Consider the following 16,426-nt stretch of genomic DNA (forward strand, 5'->3'; position numbering starts at 1 on the left):
TAGATAGGGGCCACGGCCATCTTTTCTTTTCTTATTTTATCTCTAACCTAATTTGTAATCTCGGATACCGACTAATCTTTGTTTTCAGAATACTTATGGATGATTGATAAAACAACTGTATTAATATTTATTGATTTTTTAATTAATAATTTATATTTGCCATTTTCTAACTATACAATGGGAAAAAAATACTTTGCAACGTAAGCCCTAAAATGCGATCGCCCCGTAACCCTTCACAAAGGAAAAAAAAAGGTAAACTAATCCGCCTACAGTGGATTATTATTATCCCCTTTGTATGTCAAATTTTTGGAGTAGTAAGCATCATTGGATACGTTTCACACCGTAGCGGACAAAGAAGCATCAATAACCTAAGTAATCAATTGATGACCAAAACCGCTGACAAAGTAACCAATACCCTAGACGAATACTTTCAACAAGCCCAAGAAATAAATCAGCTAAATCAGAGATTAATAACATCAGGCTTTCTTGAGCCGAACAACCTTGAACAACTAGGTACATACTTTTGGCAACAACAACAAACCTACGACTTTAACTACTTTAGTTACGGTAATGGCAACGGAGAATTTGTAGGGGCAGGGCATGGCAAAATAGACAACGAAATTAGTATCATTCGTTCACCAGAAATCAATACCATTTATCGATACCAAGCCGACAATCAAGGCAACCTCACCGACGAATATTTAGAAGAATATATCCCAAATATCAACTCCGAACCATGGTTTACAGAAGCCGAAGTACAAAAAAGAGCAGTGTGGACTCATCCTTATCATTGGACAGAAATCCCCTCTGATTTATACATCAGTGCCAGTACCCCCATATTGGAAGATAATCAAGTTGTGGGAGTAGTATCTGTAGATATTAGCCTATCAAAAATCAGTGACATACTTCAACAAATTAGAGTCGGTAACGCAGGTAAAATAGTTATTCTCAATGAATCAGGTTCTTTGGTAGCTAGTTCCCATGGACAACCACCATTTCGCCTTAATGAACAAGGAGTGGCCCAAAGAATTACCCCCTCAGACATAGGAGATACCACGGTTGATTCTGCCCTAGAATTAATAGATCAATCCCAAGGGGCAGGATATAACCTCACTGAATTAACAGAGGATCTTTTTCTTTATGATTCAGAGGTTTTTGTTAAAGTAACTCCCTATCAAGATAATTATGGTTTAAATTTTGCGATTCTTACCATTGTTCCTACCCAAGACTTTACCGCCGAACTTCAACGCAACCTTGAGAATACCTTCGTCATCTCTTTTTTAACCTTTATCAGTGCTGCTTTTATTAGTATTTTTACCACCAAAAAAATTAGTCAACCCCTATCACGGTTATTAAAAGCTAATGAAAATTTTGCCCAAGGAAATATAGTCAAATATCCCCAAAAAAATCATACCAACATTATTGAAATAGAAAAATTATCTAGGTCTTTTTTTTCTATGGCGAGTCAGATTCAACAAACCATGAATCAAAATGAAAGTCGTTATCGGCAATTAGTAGAGCAACAAACGGATTTTGTAATTAGATCGCACCTTATCAATAAAAATACCAACCCAGACTGTACCATTATCTTTGGTAATAACTCATTTTCCGAAACCCTCAACCTCTCCCCCCAAGAAACCGTTGGCAAAAAATGGTCAGAAGTCGTCTTCCCCGAAGACATGGACAAAATTATGGCATTGGTACTGAAAATGTCCCCTGAAAATCCAGAATTTTATGTTGAAAATAGAAATGTGATTAGTAGCGGCGATATTATTTGGACACAATGGCTTAACCAAGGATTTTTTGATGAGTCAGGAGAATTGATCGAAATTCACTCCTCTGGCAGAAATATTACTCAACTCAAAGAAATAGAAATAGCCCTGCGACAGAGCGAAGAAAAATTTTACCAATTAGCCCTCTCTTGTCCTGGTATTATTTATGTCTATGTACAACCTGCCAATGGTAATCCATACTTTGAATATGCTAGTCAGGCAGTACAAGATATTTTGGAATTATCCCCTGATGACCTTTTGAAGGATGTCGAAAACTTTTCTAAAGTAATTCATCCTGATGACATTCAAAAGTTTGAAGCAATTACATTAGAGTCCATGAGAACCATGAAAGCCATGGTGTTTGAGTTTAGATTTATTACCCCCAGTGGTAAATTGAAATGGTTACAAGCCCACGATCGCCCCGAAAAAAGAAGAAATGGTGATATAGCTTGGACAGGAGTAATGATAGATATTACCAAGCAAGTGGATTCCCAACATCGCCTCGAAAAAATAGCCGACAATATTCCGGGTATGATTTATCAATACACTCTCAAACCTGATGGCACTTCCCATTGCCCTTATATGAGTTCGGGCATCACTAATTTATCTGGTTTGCACCCCCTTGATGTGTACGACAGCGCCGATCCACTCTTTGAACGTATTCACCCTGATGATATTAATAAATTATTTGATTCTATTTTAGAATCCGCCAATACCATGAATCCTTGGATTTGTGAGTATAGACTTTGTCCCCAAGAAGATAAAGTTATTTGGGTATTGGGTAATGCTACTCCCCAAAAAGAGTTAGATGGTAGTACCACATGGTATGGATATGTACATGATATAAGCGATCGCAAAGAAGCGGAAGAAGCCCTCCGAGAAAGTGAGCAACAATATCATCAAATCCTCGATTCCACCTCCGATATAATTTTAGTTAAAAATCCCAGTGGAGAATTGATGTGGGGAAATAAAGCCTTACGAGACTTTTATAATATAGATTTGGAGGAGTTAAAAGGCATCATCGATGTCCCTTACAATAATCCTGCATATACCGCACAATATATAAGAGATAATCAGACTGTTATCACCACAAAAAAATCTTTGATCATTGAAGAAAAATCTATACGTCATGATGGGGTAGAGCGATCTTTTTCTACTATTAAATCTCCCATTTTCGATGACCAAGGTAACGTTATCATGATAGTCGGGGTATCAAGGGATATTACCGAAGCACAACAAATCGCTTTTGCCCTTGCTCAAGCCAAGGAGGATGCAGAAGCGGCCGCCCGTGCCAAAAGTAGTTTTTTGGCTAATATGAGCCATGAAATTAGAACCCCTATGAATGGTGTCATTGGGGTGGCTCAACTTCTCGCTCTTTCTTCCCTTTCCCCTGAACAAAAAGACTTGGTAGATACCATCGAAGAAAGTGGCAAGGTACTATTAACTATTATCAATGATATTCTTGACTTTTCTAAAATCGAATCGGGTAAATTAGAGTTAGAGCAAGAGCCTTTGTCTTTCAGGGAGTTGGTGAAATCTATCACCCTTCTTTTTTCTAAACAGATTACCGAGAAAAACATTGATTTTCAGTATGACATTGATGATGCTGTTGCCTCAGATTTTGTGGGGGATAGTTCTCGTATTCGGCAGGTTTTTCTTAATTTAATCAGTAATGCTTTTAAGTTTACTTCTGAAGGTTTTATTAAAATTAATATTCAGCTTGATAGTGATTTTTTGGGGGATAATTCTCGCCAAGGGTTGATTGTCTCTATCCAAGATACTGGTATTGGTATTAAGGGCGATCGCATTTTACAATTATTTACCCCCTTTACCCAAGCCGACACATCCATCAGCCGTAGATATGGCGGTACAGGGCTAGGATTAGCTATTTCTAAAAGTCTCATTAACCTGATGGGAGGCACAATATGGGTACAGAGTCGGGGCAACATCGGCGGAAATCCCCCAGAAAATTGGTATCCATCCCCAGAGATTAACCAAGGCTCAATCTTTTATTTCACCATTAATCTTCCTATTTATCAGCAACCTGATTCATCGTCTCCACCTAGCTCTAGTCTATTGCCCATAAACCTTACAAAAGATAAATCTGAGCTTAAAATTCTCCTCGCTGAAGATGATCGAGTTAATCAAAAAGTCGCCCTACTCATGCTCAAAAAATTGGGTTATCAAGCAGATGTTGCCCTTAATGGGTTAGAGGTTTTACAAAAGGTTGCTCAAAAGGATTATGACGTTATTTTGATGGATTTACAAATGCCTCATATGGGTGGTATTGAAGCCACCGAAGAAATTAGAAAGGGCGATCGTCATCAGCCTTATATTATTGCCCTTACTGCCAATGCCCTCCCCGAAGACCAAAACCAGTGTATCTCTGTGGGGATGAACGATTTTCTTACTAAGCCCCTTCAACTAGAACAACTTCAAAGGGCGATCGTCACAATATTGATAAATAGGGTTTGATGAAAACAGCCAAAAAATATTGTTACGGTAAATCAAAATAGTTTCACAAACTATTGACTTAAAATATAATCTTCGTTAACATAGTATGTTGGAAAGTCAAAATATTATATTAATTTGGCCAAAGCCGAAGACAGCAGGAGCAAAAATGCTTAAAATCCCTGCCTAGGTTGATGCAGATACTTATAAAAGGTGAAATTCAATACCAAGAATTAAACCAACTATATTAAAAATTATCTCAAAAATCATCAACCAAAAACCCGGCTAGAAATAGTAAGGGTTTTTTATTTTAAGTTGGTGTGTGACAATTCTAGGGTTTAAAAAACTCAACCATTGTCAAAGCCACAAAAAATTAGACACCTCAGGAGGTGAGAACAATATCTAAATCCCTTGAAAGCAAAAAGAAAGAGGTAGCCGATATTAAAGGCTTACTCGCTGAATCCCAACTAGCATTAGTCATCGATTATCAAGGGCTTAGTGTAGCTGACATTAGCGATTTGCGTAATCGCCTAAGAGAACAAGGCGGAAGCTGTAAAGTGACCAAAAACACTTTAATGAGCAAAGCCATCGAAGGAGACGCAACTTGGGAACCCATGAACGAATTTCTCAGTGGTTCTTCCGCTTTTATTTTAGCTGACGCAGAAAACCTCGGCGGTACAGTAAAAGCCTACCAAGCATTCCTCAAAGATCGCAAAAAAAGCGAATGTCGTGGCGGAGTGATGGAAGGCAAAGCCCTTACCAAAGAAGAAGTAAAAGCCCTCGCTGACTTACCCACCAAAGAAGAACTCATCGGTCAAATTGCTGGTTCTATCAATGCTATTACTGCAAAAATCGCTCGTAGCATTAACGAAGTACCTAGTTCCTTGGCTCGTGCGGTGGATGCCGTTAAATCACAACAAGAAGAAGCGGCCTAGGTTTTACCCTTGTGACTGTATTTTTTCTAATTAAACAAAAATAGGAGATCGAATTTAATCATGTCTGATAAAGTAGCAAATATTGTTGAAGAATTAAAAACCCTAAGTCTTTTAGAGGCTTCTGAGTTGGTTAAACAAATCGAAGAAGTATTTGGTGTAAGTGCCGCTGCTCCTGTCGGTGGAATGATGATGGCTGCTCCCGCTGCCGCCGCTGAAGAAGCTGAAGAAAAAACCGAATTTGATGTGGTTCTCGAAAGTTTCGGTGATGCTAAAATGGCTGTTCTTAAAGTCGTTCGCGGTATCACTGGTTTAGGCTTAAAAGAAAGCAAAGAGTTAGTAGAATCTGCTCCTAAAGCTATCAAAGAAGCTACTAGCAAAGAAGACGCTGAAGCTATCAAGAAACAGTTAGAAGAAGCTGGTGCTAAAGCATCTATCAAATAATTTATGTTAACGCCCTTGGGCGTTGGGCAAGGGGTAACAAGCCCCTTGTTTTATCTCAGAAGGAGGCAAACAGTTTGCCTTCTTTTTTTATGCAAAAAATTTATGATTAAAACTAGATACCATAATATTTTCTTACCCAATACCTAATACCTAACTAAGATAATTGATACTTTCCATCGGCTTCGGGAGCATCCACACGGGGTAAACCCATACTATAGTTAAGAACCCTTGCATCGAGGTTATAACTAATCTCCCCTTTGGTCAACAAGTCACGGATTAAATGTTCTAAATCAGAGCCAATACGACGAAGGTTATAGTCCGTCAAATCTTCTCCGCTATAACTTTCTACTAAGTCATCAAACTTACGATATACCTTTTGTAAAGTCACTTCATCCCAGTTAAATTCATTATCGGGATCAACATCTAAGGTTAAAACCTTCTCTGAAGGTACTAGCTCATTATTTTTTACCTCTGCTGAGTAAATTCTAATGTGTCTGGTGGTTGCTTTAATTATCATAGGGTTAAATTATTAACAGTTATTTAGTCTTAATTTTAATGGATTCCTTTCATTATCCATTGTCAATTGTCCATCGTTAATTGTCAATTCCATCAAGATCGCTTTTTTTTTGCCTTCCAAGTACCCCCATAACGATACTGGGGATTATTTTGTGATACTTTTTGCCAACAGTTTAGACAAACTTGATACCACTTACCACTGCTATCCCATTGAATACGATAACGAATTTCTACGATGTGATTACATTTCTCACAGGGTTTTCCTTTTAGAGCCATGGATAAAATTAAGAAAATTTAAAAACAAAAAAAGGGCAGACAATCTGCCCCTTAAAATTATGTCAATTTAATTATTGAGAAAGAGTACGACGTTTGAAGACCATTTCATAAGCCTCAATGATGTCTTTTTCTTTCCAGTTACCAAATTTATTGATACTAATACCGCATTCAAATCCCGATGCTACTTCTTTAACATCATCTTTCACACGGCGTAAGGAGTCGAGATTACCGTTATAAACAATCTCTCCATTACGTAATACTCTGATAAAGCGATTACGAACTACCTTACCAGATAAAACATAACAACCTGCCACAGCGCCTTTACCCACAGGGAAGACAGCACGGACTTCCGCTTTTCCTAGGGCTTCTTCTACCTCTTCAGGATCTAGTAAACCTTCCATGGCACCCTCAATTTCATCTAATAGTTTATAGATGACGTTGTATTCTCGAATGTCCACTCCTTCTTGTTCAGCGGCTTGACGGGCGTTAGGAGCGAGGGTGGTATTAAAACCAACAACTACGGCACCACTGGCAGCTGCTAAATCGACATCTGTTTCAGTAATTTCCCCAGCGCTAGAAAGGAGTACACGGATTTGAACTTCTTTTTGAGGTAGTTGTTTCAGTGAACCGAGAATTGCCTCGATGGAGCCTTGTACGTCGGCTTTGAGGATAATGTTCAATTCTTTGAGTTCCCCTTGTTGTGCTTGAGCAGAAAGGGTGCTGAGGGTTACCCGACGAGAGGATAAAGCCTGTTGTAAACGGCTGGTTCTATCTTCTTCGGCACGACCTTCGGCGATCGCCCTTGCTTCTTTTTCGCTAGGATAAACATCAAACTCATCCCCTGCTTGAGGAACTTCATTTAAACCGAGTACCTCCACCGCAAAAGAAGGACTGGCCGCTTCTACTTTATCTCCACGGTCATCGATCATGGCACGGATTTTACCAGCCACAGAACCAGCTACAAAAACATCTCCAACCCTTAGGGTACCATTTTGAACCAACAGGGTAGCTACAGGGCCTCTGGCTCTGTCTAAATGGGCTTCGATCACTGTACCTTTCGCGGGGCGATCGGGGTTAGCGGATAAATCTTCCACCTCAGACACAAGAACAATCATCTCTAGTAAAGTATCAAGATTTTGACCATTCAAAGCACTTACCGGCACCATTACCGTATCACCACCCCAATCCTCAGGAACTAACTCTAATTCGCTCAACTCCTGCTTAACTCGGTCGGGATTAGCCTCGGGTTTATCAATCTTATTAATGGCTACCACAATGGGAACCTTCGCCGCTTTAGCGTGACTAATAGCTTCTCTGGTTTGAGGACGAACACCATCATCAGCCGCTACCACGAGGATAGCAATATCAGTAACTTTTGCTCCCCTTGCCCTCATGGCGGTGAAGGCTTCGTGACCAGGAGTATCTAAAAATACAATTTGCTGGGTAGTTCCTTCATGTTCCACATCCACATGGTAAGCACCAATGTGCTGGGTAATCCCTCCAGCTTCTCCCTGTACTACCTTGGTATTACGAATTGAATCAAGGAGGGTGGTTTTACCATGGTCAACGTGACCCATAATAGTGACCACAGGGGGACGAGTCGTTAGATTATCTAAATCGGCTTCGGCCAACATTTCTGTCTTGGTGGCACTAGCTTTTTCTTCTTCTGTGATTACCGTTACACCCAATTCCTCGGCCACCATTTTAGCAATTTCGAGGTCAAGGGTTTCGGTGATATTAACAGCAATACCCTTAAAGAAGAGCATTTTAATAATTTCAGTATCTGGGGTATTAAGATTATCAGCTAACTGTCGCAGGGTTAGACTTTCTTTGAGGACGATTTCTTCGGGAACTTGTTTTTCTTGTTTTACTTTTTTATTATTATTGTCGTTAGACTTGCTCGAAGAACTGTTGTCCGAGCGATCTAGCTTCGGTTTCTGACGACGGGGGGACTTGATACGATCGGCTGGTTTAGGAGATTTACTGGCAGGTTTATCAGGACGAGCCAATGCCAAATTGAGAGGATTTTCCCCTTCATTATCATCATCAAGGTAGTCGATTAAGTCTTCATCTTCATCTTCAAGGACAAAAGAACGACGTTTCTTAGCCGCTTTTTTATTTTCTTTTCCACTATCATCTTCATCTTCCCACACCGCAGGAGAGTCTTTAACCAAAGGTTTTTTGACTTTTTGTTTGGTGCGTTTTGGTTTTTCTAGTAATACTGGTTCATTATCAAAATCATCCTCATTATTGGAGGTGTTATCAATATCCTCGTCCAAATCAGGCTCTTGCTCTACCGCCGCAGGACGTTCGGGGGGTTTTTGTAATTTGGGTTTAGGGGGAGATTTTAGACCCGGAGTTTTCCTCTCTCCATCATCTTTGGTTGCAACGGGGGGAGTTACTTTTTTCTCTTGAGTATCTAAATCAGGAGATTGATCTTGTTTTGTTTTTCCTCCCCGTGAAGGTTTACCCTTAATTTTTGGTTTTGGTTTTCTATCCCCTTCGATGGAATCCATTAATTTTGCCACGGAGCGAGGTTTACCCGATGAGGATTTTTCCTCTTGATCCGAGCTGGATTTAGGCGGTGCTGGGGGGCTTTTTAGTTCTGGTCTGGGAGCATTTTTTTCTTCCCCATTATTTTTATTGCCGTTGGGGGAAGATGGTCTTGGGGGAGGATTTCTGAGGGATGTTGATTTCTCTTGTTTTTCCCCTGATTCTGATTTTCCTTGATCTGCTGAAGGGCGCTGAGGACGAGGAGGAGTTAAAAGAGTAGGAGCATCCTGAGTATCATTTTGGCTTTCTTGAGGTTGTCCAGGGTTTTGCTCTTCGCTACGATTTTTTTTGTACAAGGCAACAATTTCTAATTTCGGTTTATGGGATTTGGATTCAGGCACTTGATTTTTATTTTTTTGATGGTCGTGGTTTTTCCCTTTCTTATGGTTTGACGATGTCATACGATAATTTTTTGCTGCTTCTTTGATACTCTGTGCTTGAGATTCAGATATGGTACTACTATGAGTTTTTACATCTATCGATAATTGAGAACATATTTCTAATACGTCTTTATTTTCTAATGCTAGTTCTTTTGATAAGTCGTATATTCTTATTTTTCCGTTTTTCATCCAAAAATTGCCCTAAGTCTAATATATTATAATTTATTTTATGTTGGTTTATTCTTTATTTTAATTGAGATTTGTTTTCTTCGTTGTCTCCATGGTTTTTAGGTGACAAAAATATATGTTACATTTTCTTAATATTTATCTCCTGAGTGAGTGTATTTGTTTGTTTTTTTTACCCTAACATCTACTTTTTAATTGGTCATATATTTCTGGGTCCACGGAAGTACGTAAGGTTCTCCCTAGACGTTTTTTTTTCTGGGCAATGGTAATACACTCTAGGGTGGGACAAACATAAGCGGATCTACCCATGCCCTCGTTAATGGTTATTTGATGGTGGGGAAAATTTCTTACCACTTGATAGAAATAATTTTTTGGGGCTAATAATCCACAGCTTACACAACGACGATAGTTTTTTGGAGGCATTTTTCCTTTTAAAATCACAATACTAGGGTAAAACTAATATTTTCCCCATCAGGGCAGTTACATGGGCTTTTTTATGGGTTATAAAACTGCTGTAGTTTCAGCATTTTTAAGTGTTATTCTTCTTCGGAGGATTTTACTATTTCTGGCTCAGATTCGGGTTCGATTTCTGATTCTGGATCTATTTGTTCTTGTTGCATTTTTTTGTAGTCACTTTTTGATTTGATGTCGATGCGCCATCCTGTTAGTCGGGCGGCAAGGCGAACATTTTGCCCATCTTTACCGATGGCGAGACTAAGTTGATTGTCTGGCACCACTACCATGGCTTGACGTTCTTCTGGATCTAGCAATTCCACTAGGTCAATTTGGGATGGGCTAAGGGCATTGGCAATGTAGATGGCAGGGTCAGGGGACCAGCGGATTACGTCGATTTTTTCTCCTTTTAGTTCGTTGACTACGGCTTGAATACGAGAACCCCTCGCTCCGATACAAGAACCCACGGGATCTACGTCTTTATCAAGGCTGTCCACGGCTATTTTGGTTCTGGCGGTGACATATCGGCTCATGGGATTGGCTTCACGGGCGATCGCCACTATTCTGACAATTTCCTCCTCAATTTCAGGCACTTCATTGGCAAATAAATATACCACCAATCCAGCATCCGCACGAGATACCATCAGTTGAGGCCCTCTTTGGGAACCTTCACGCACCTGCTTAAGATAAACCTTAAAAGTAGCATTCGCCCGATAATTATCACTATTTACCTGCTGAGAGCGAGGCAACTCTGCCTCCACCTCTGGTCTGCCATGGGCGCTTTGAATGGTCATAATAACCGACTGACGCTCAAACCTCTGTACCTTCGCCTGAAGTACCGTCCCCTCCAAATCATTAAACTCTGATTGAATCATCAACCTTTGTTGATCTCGCAATTTTTGTTGTAAAACTTGCTTGGTTTGAATAGCTGCCATCCGTCCAAAATCTTTTTGTTCGGGAGTCACATCCACCACCATTTCATCCCCCACTCTTGCCTCCTGATTAACCTCCATCACCTCAGCGAGGGGAATTTGATGATCTGGGTTTTCCACATTTTCTACCACGGTCTTAAGAGCCAAAACTCTAAATCCCTCATCATCAATATCTAACTCCACTCGGAAATTAGCAAAATAATCGTCCCCAAAACTGTGTTCAGGATTGGTATTCTTGGCACGACGAAAACGCTCATAACCCTTAAAAAGAGCTTCTCTTAGGGCTTCTTGTACTGCACCCTGAGAGAGGTTATGATTCTCACTGATTTCTTCGATTAAAAAACTTAGGCCTGGTAATTGAACAATACTCATAAATATTAATTAATAATTGATCTGAAATTTTTATAGGGAATTTTAAATCTATTCGGTAGCACTCTCCAATGTCACCCGTTGGACCAATTCTCGAGGAATTTTCACAATGCGTCCCTTACAATTAAGAGAAACAAAATCTTCATCCCGACTGCGAAGCGTTCCCTGAAATTGAGTTTTTTTCTTGTGGGGAGTATGGGTTTCTACCATCACAGGAAAACCTTGAAAACTGATAAACTCTCGATCTGTAGTTAACACATCCGCAATGCCAGGACTAGAGATTTCCAGAGCATAGGCTTCGGGAATAATATCTTTTGCTTCTAATACTTCTTCTAACAAACGGCTCATTTGTTCACAGTCGTCAAGACTGGTATCTCCTTGTTTACTACGAATATCTACCCTCAACAAAGAAGGGTTTTTGTTCGTTTGAAAAGCAATATCAGCTATCTCAATATTGAGCTTTTCGGCAATGGGATTGGCTAACTCTGTGATTTGTGGTATCAAAGGATGGGTCATAAAAAAATCAGCGTTAAAATCTAGTTGATAATGGGTGGAAAGCAACAAAAAAAGCGGGTATCACCCACTTTTAAGAGATTATTCTCGTCATTGGCGCTTTAGGCTCTAATTACTTTTTAGCCAATGTAGTCCTTACTTTAACGATGATTCCAAAATTTTTATGGACTCAATCAATTGGCTACTCAATACAAGACACTTGTATTTTTTGTTCTCAAAGGAAGTTTTAGAACCTTACAAAATCGATTATAGTCTATTTCTTTTTATAATTCAATTTTAATCCAGAGGCTTAAGAATAATTAAGCCAACACATGTGCAGGGAATACCATCAACAGATAATTTAAGATGCACACTTTGATTCACATCTTGCCAAGATTCTTTGTTTAACCATCCCTCTCCTACAGCATAGGGAGGAACATCGATGAATCGGTCTAAAACGCCATCACCCACACTAAAATCCAATGGAGCAACATCATAGCCATTTGTTTTCAATTCATTGGCTAATTGTTCAATATGCTTTTGCTGAAAAATAACGGTTACCCAATCATCAATAGTTTCTGGTTCGTTAGTGTAATTAAATTCGGTAGTGTGAACAGCAATTCCTCCCGGTTTAAGTACATTCATCGCATTTTTCACAAAGTCTAATCCTTTTTGAATTGAGCCTAAATGTTCAAAGGCACACACAGACCAACAATAATCATATTGATTATCAAAAGAAATAGGAATTTCATTCATATCGACGTATTGTAAGCTGACATTTTTTTCAAACGTTTCTCTATCAATTAAATCTTGACGATATGCTTTTTCCAAGCTATCTGTGTGTTGTGCTGTTTCATCCCACCCTAGTCCCTTTACTTTTTCTGGGTGTAAATCCGTTACGGTCACATTGTGTCCCCACGAAGCAAAAAGAGAGGCTAAAGGCTCTTCTCCACAGCCAAATCCTAATCCTTTTTTGGGAGGATTATCGCCAATATTTTCATAAATGGCTTGAGTCACATAACATAATTCCCAAACTTTACGATGGTATATGGGGCGCATATGTAAACATTGACACCAATATTTCACCCAGTCGCTCTCTATATCTTCTTGGGTAGTGAGTTTTGATGTTAAGCCAACTTTTCTTTTGTTGGCAGAGATATTACTACTTTCTTGACGTTCATACATTTCGGTGGCTAAAAGATAGCCTAAGTTTTTGATATTTAATTGAATTGCTTTCGCTTCCCGTAGTGTTATGTATAGTTCGTGTACGTTTGGTTTACCTTTAATGACAGGATGTAATAAACTTGATAAAAATTCTTTTAAGTCTTGATTTTGTCTAATTTTTTGAATTAAAGATTTTTTTTGAGAGTCCACTCGATAAATTTTGTCTGAAGTTTGGTCAAGGAATTCTATTAATAGAGGTTCTAAGTGTATGTCACCTACTTTCAAAGTGCGTATATTGTTATGGCTGGTCAATACCACGAAAACTTCGTTGGCAAATACAGCGGATAGTTGTTTCAGGGCCTTATGTACCAAAGTTATATCTAGCTCATTGGTCATACCTTTGTGGATTACAACCCATTGAGCATCATGAATATCAAAAGTATCAGTTTCTGAATAAATAATAGTATTCTTAAATTCTTTTTCAAAGGGATGTGGAGCGATTATTATATCCCCCCTTTGATAGTTTTTTTTAATAAACTGATAAGTTTTATTCCAATATCTATCATCATTAAAAATTGACATCAAATTACCTATTTTTATACTTTTTCAAATCTTATCTTATCATTATTTTATATTTCTGTTTAGAAGATAGTTAATATTTATTTTTTCTTTGATTGATATAGTTTTTATTTTTAAAATTCATTACTTACCCTATGCTTTCTTATCATTATTTTTCAATTACAAATACTACTAATATTAATTTTCAAAGTGCGATCGCCCTTTATAACCAATCTTTTCCTGTCAGTGAAAAACTACCAATTTCAGTAATAAAAAATAAAATTGAAACAGATATTTTCCAATTGTGGATTCAAAAAGATCAAGAAAAAATTATCTTGATGGCAATTTTATGCCCCTTACCTAACAGCGATTTTACCCTACTAGGATATTTAGCTACTGATCCAGAATATCGAGGGCAAGGACTAGGCAAACAATTTATGACATTCATTAAAAATAAACTACAAAAAGAAGATCAATGGTTATTATTAGAAGTAGAAAATCCTCACTATCCACCAGAACAAGAATTAAAAAAAAGAAGAGTTAATTTTTACTTAAGATTAGGAGCAAAAATTCTTAAAGATGTTGCCTACTTATTGCCTGATTTATCTGAAAAAAACTCCCCAGAAATGATTTTAATGATTTATCCTGACTATCCAGAAGATAAATTACATCCTTTATTAATAGAAAAACTAATTAAATCAAGCTATCAATATTTTTATGATCAACCCAACCACAAAAATGCCCATACTTTAATCAATAAACTTCCTAAAAAAATAAAATTAATAGGTAATTAAAATAACTATTATTCCTCTAAAAACCTTATGCTACCATAAAAAAAATAGTAATTATTAACCATGAAAAAAAGAAAATTAGGTAGTACAAACATTGAAATTACTCCCATTCTAATGGGTACATGGCAAGCAGGTAAAAGAATGTGGTCAGGAATCGATGACAATGAGAGTATTAAAGCCATTCGCGCTGCCGTAGAAGGCGGCATTACCACCATTGATACCGCCGAAGTATATGGAGAAGGACACTCAGAAAGGATAGTGGCACAAGCCCTTAAGGATATTAGGGACAAAGTAGTTTACGCCACCAAAGTATTCGCTAATCATCTCAAATATGACGAAGTTATCAGCGCCTGTGAAACGTCCCTCAAAAATTTGAGTACCGATTACATTGACTTGTATCAAATCCATTGGCCCTCTGGTACATGGAATAGTGACATCGTACCTATCGAAGAAACCATGAAAGCCCTCAACAAACTCAAAGATGACGGCAAAATCAGAGCCATTGGGGTATCTAATTTTTCGGTGACACAGTTACAAGAAGCTAAACAGTACGGAGAAATTGTTAGTATTCAGCCTCCTTATTCTTTATTTTGGCGTGGGGTGGAAAAGGAGATTCAGCCCTACTGTGTGAAAAATACTCTTTCTATTCTTTCTTATTCTGCCCTTGCTCAAGGTATTTTAACAGGAAAATTCGGTGCTAATCCTCAATTTGAGGAAGGTGATCATCGGGTAAATAATCGTTTGTTTCAACAACCTCACTGGGACAGGGTACAAAAGGCGTTGGATTTACTACACCCTATGGCGAAAGGGTATGATTGCACCTTGGGACAATTGGCGATCGCATGGTTAATCTCTCAACCCCAAACCCATGCCATTGTAGGAGCTAGAAATGTCGAGCAAGTGGAACAAAACGTAAAAGCGGGGGATATAAAAATTAGTGACGAAGATTTACAGAAAATTAGTGATATTGGTAAAGAAGTTAGCAAACATTTTGACGATAACCCCGTTTTATGGAATTTTGACAATTAAGCTGCGCTCGCTGGATTTGCCGTATCAAGAAAAATGCTCAACATATAATATTTGGTCACTATTGCCCACCCTGAAAAAACGACTTTCTTCCTCAACCGTGGATTTTTGTAAACAATAATTACGACAAGTTGTAAAAATTCTTAATACAAAATGACATTAATTCAGTTTAAGGTAGAAAATTAGGAATTAAAGACTTTTTGTAAATTTTTATAAACAAAATATTAACTTCATAATTAGGAATAGATAAAACATGACTGTAAATTTAGCCACAATGTTAAAAGAAGGTACCAAAAAATCCCACTCCATGGCGGAAAACATGGGATTTATCAAGTGCTTTTTAAAAGGAGTCGTTGAAAAAAATTCCTACCGTAAACTGGCAGCTAACCTGTACTTTGTATATGGTGCCATGGAAGAAGAAATGGAGCGTCTCAAAGATCATCCCCTTATCAAACCCATTTACTTCCCTGAATTGAATCGTCAACCTAGTTTGGCAAAAGACCTTCAATTCTTTTATGGTTCTAACTGGAAAAACGAAATTGAGATCACTCCCCACGGACAAGCCTATGTAGATCGTATTCGTGAAATTGCTCAAAATTCTCCCGAATTATTTGCAGCGCATTCCTACACTCGTTATTTAGGAGATCTTTCTGGGGGTCAAATTCTTAAAAATATTGCTCAAAAAGCCATGAATCTTGATAGTGAAGGTACCGCTTTTTATGAGTTTGAAACCATTGATGATGAAAAGGCTTTTAAAACTGAATATCGTCAGTCTTTGAATGATTTACCTGTGGATCAAGAAACCGCCGATCGCATTGTACAAGAAGCAAATGATGCTTTTGGAATGAATATGAAAATGTTCCAAGAGTTGGAAGGTAATTTAATAATGGCCATTGGTAAAATGCTATTTAATACTCTAACTACCCGTCGTCGTCGCAACCAAAACAACGAAGGAGAGTTTGTTACTGCTGAGTAATAAATCTATTTTCCCTGGATAAAACACTATAATATTTTTCTGCTATATTCCCCTTTTTTGGGGATTGTTTTTGTTAAGAATCTTTACAAAAATCGTTTTTTTATTGCTTTTTGAACCTAAATCGCCGATACTAAGAAGTAGCTTGTTAATAATAG

General features: G+C 38.2%; 13 protein-coding genes and 1 other annotated feature. Of the genes, 6 read left to right on the forward strand and 7 right to left on the reverse strand.

Annotation, left to right across the window (positions count from 1 at the left end; translation table 11 throughout):
• Positions 1-212 precede the first annotated feature (212 nt).
• From A5482_RS09520 to rplL, 3 genes are all read left to right on the forward strand, one after another.
• Positions 213-4,247 carry a PAS domain-containing protein gene (locus A5482_RS09520; RefSeq protein ID WP_069789267.1) on the forward strand — a complete coding sequence of 1,345 codons (4,035 nt, stop codon included), beginning with the start codon at positions 213-215 and terminating at the stop codon, positions 4,245-4,247.
• 106 nt (positions 4,248-4,353) lie between these two features.
• Positions 4,354-4,540: a sequence feature (ribosomal protein L10 leader region), on the forward strand.
• A gap of 81 nt (positions 4,541-4,621) precedes the next feature.
• A complete protein-coding gene (gene rplJ, locus A5482_RS09525; protein WP_069789293.1) occupies positions 4,622-5,158 on the forward strand; it encodes a 50S ribosomal protein L10 in 537 nt (178 codons plus the stop codon).
• A 60-nt stretch (positions 5,159-5,218) separates the two neighbouring features.
• Entirely contained in the window at positions 5,219-5,599 is a 381-nt protein-coding gene (rplL, locus tag A5482_RS09530; RefSeq protein WP_069789266.1) for a 50S ribosomal protein L7/L12, read from the forward strand.
• 154 nt (positions 5,600-5,753) lie between these two features.
• Here the strand turns inward: rplL and ndhM are convergent, their stop codons facing one another.
• From ndhM to A5482_RS09565, 7 genes are all read right to left on the reverse strand, one after another.
• Complete coding sequence (ndhM, locus tag A5482_RS09535) at positions 5,754-6,116, reverse strand: NAD(P)H-quinone oxidoreductase subunit M (RefSeq protein ID WP_069789265.1); 363 nt, start codon at positions 6,114-6,116, stop codon at positions 5,754-5,756.
• 92 nt (positions 6,117-6,208) lie between these two features.
• Positions 6,209-6,391: a hypothetical protein gene (locus A5482_RS09540; protein WP_069789264.1), complete on the reverse strand. Its 183-nt coding sequence runs from the start codon at positions 6,389-6,391 to the stop codon at positions 6,209-6,211.
• A 71-nt stretch (positions 6,392-6,462) separates the two neighbouring features.
• Entirely contained in the window at positions 6,463-9,513 is a 3,051-nt protein-coding gene (gene infB, locus A5482_RS09545) for a translation initiation factor IF-2 (RefSeq protein WP_069789263.1), read from the reverse strand.
• A gap of 174 nt (positions 9,514-9,687) precedes the next feature.
• Entirely contained in the window at positions 9,688-9,933 is a 246-nt protein-coding gene (locus A5482_RS09550) for a YlxR family protein (protein ID WP_069789292.1), read from the reverse strand.
• Positions 9,934-10,046: 113 nt separating this feature from the next.
• Positions 10,047-11,267 carry a transcription termination factor NusA gene (gene nusA / locus A5482_RS09555; RefSeq protein WP_069789262.1) on the reverse strand — a complete coding sequence of 407 codons (1,221 nt, stop codon included), beginning with the start codon at positions 11,265-11,267 and terminating at the stop codon, positions 10,047-10,049.
• A gap of 48 nt (positions 11,268-11,315) precedes the next feature.
• Positions 11,316-11,780: a ribosome maturation factor RimP gene (gene rimP / locus A5482_RS09560; protein WP_069789291.1), complete on the reverse strand. Its 465-nt coding sequence runs from the start codon at positions 11,778-11,780 to the stop codon at positions 11,316-11,318.
• Positions 11,781-12,053: 273 nt separating this feature from the next.
• A complete protein-coding gene (locus A5482_RS09565; RefSeq protein WP_083260347.1) occupies positions 12,054-13,502 on the reverse strand; it encodes a class I SAM-dependent methyltransferase in 1,449 nt (482 codons plus the stop codon).
• Positions 13,503-13,633: 131 nt separating this feature from the next.
• Between A5482_RS09565 and A5482_RS09570 the strand changes: the two genes are divergently transcribed.
• From A5482_RS09570 to A5482_RS09580, 3 genes are all read left to right on the forward strand, one after another.
• Positions 13,634-14,272 carry a GNAT family N-acetyltransferase gene (locus A5482_RS09570; protein WP_069789261.1) on the forward strand — a complete coding sequence of 213 codons (639 nt, stop codon included), beginning with the start codon at positions 13,634-13,636 and terminating at the stop codon, positions 14,270-14,272.
• Between the two features lie 60 nt (positions 14,273-14,332).
• Positions 14,333-15,298 carry an aldo/keto reductase gene (locus A5482_RS09575; protein WP_069789260.1) on the forward strand — a complete coding sequence of 322 codons (966 nt, stop codon included), beginning with the start codon at positions 14,333-14,335 and terminating at the stop codon, positions 15,296-15,298.
• A 250-nt stretch (positions 15,299-15,548) separates the two neighbouring features.
• Positions 15,549-16,271: a biliverdin-producing heme oxygenase gene (locus tag A5482_RS09580; protein ID WP_069789259.1), complete on the forward strand. Its 723-nt coding sequence runs from the start codon at positions 15,549-15,551 to the stop codon at positions 16,269-16,271.
• Positions 16,272-16,426: the final 155 nt, after the last annotated feature.

The sequence above is a fragment of the Cyanobacterium sp. IPPAS B-1200 genome, assembly GCF_001747005.2.
In the GTDB taxonomy this organism is placed as follows: Bacteria; Cyanobacteriota; Cyanobacteriia; order Cyanobacteriales; family Cyanobacteriaceae; genus Cyanobacterium.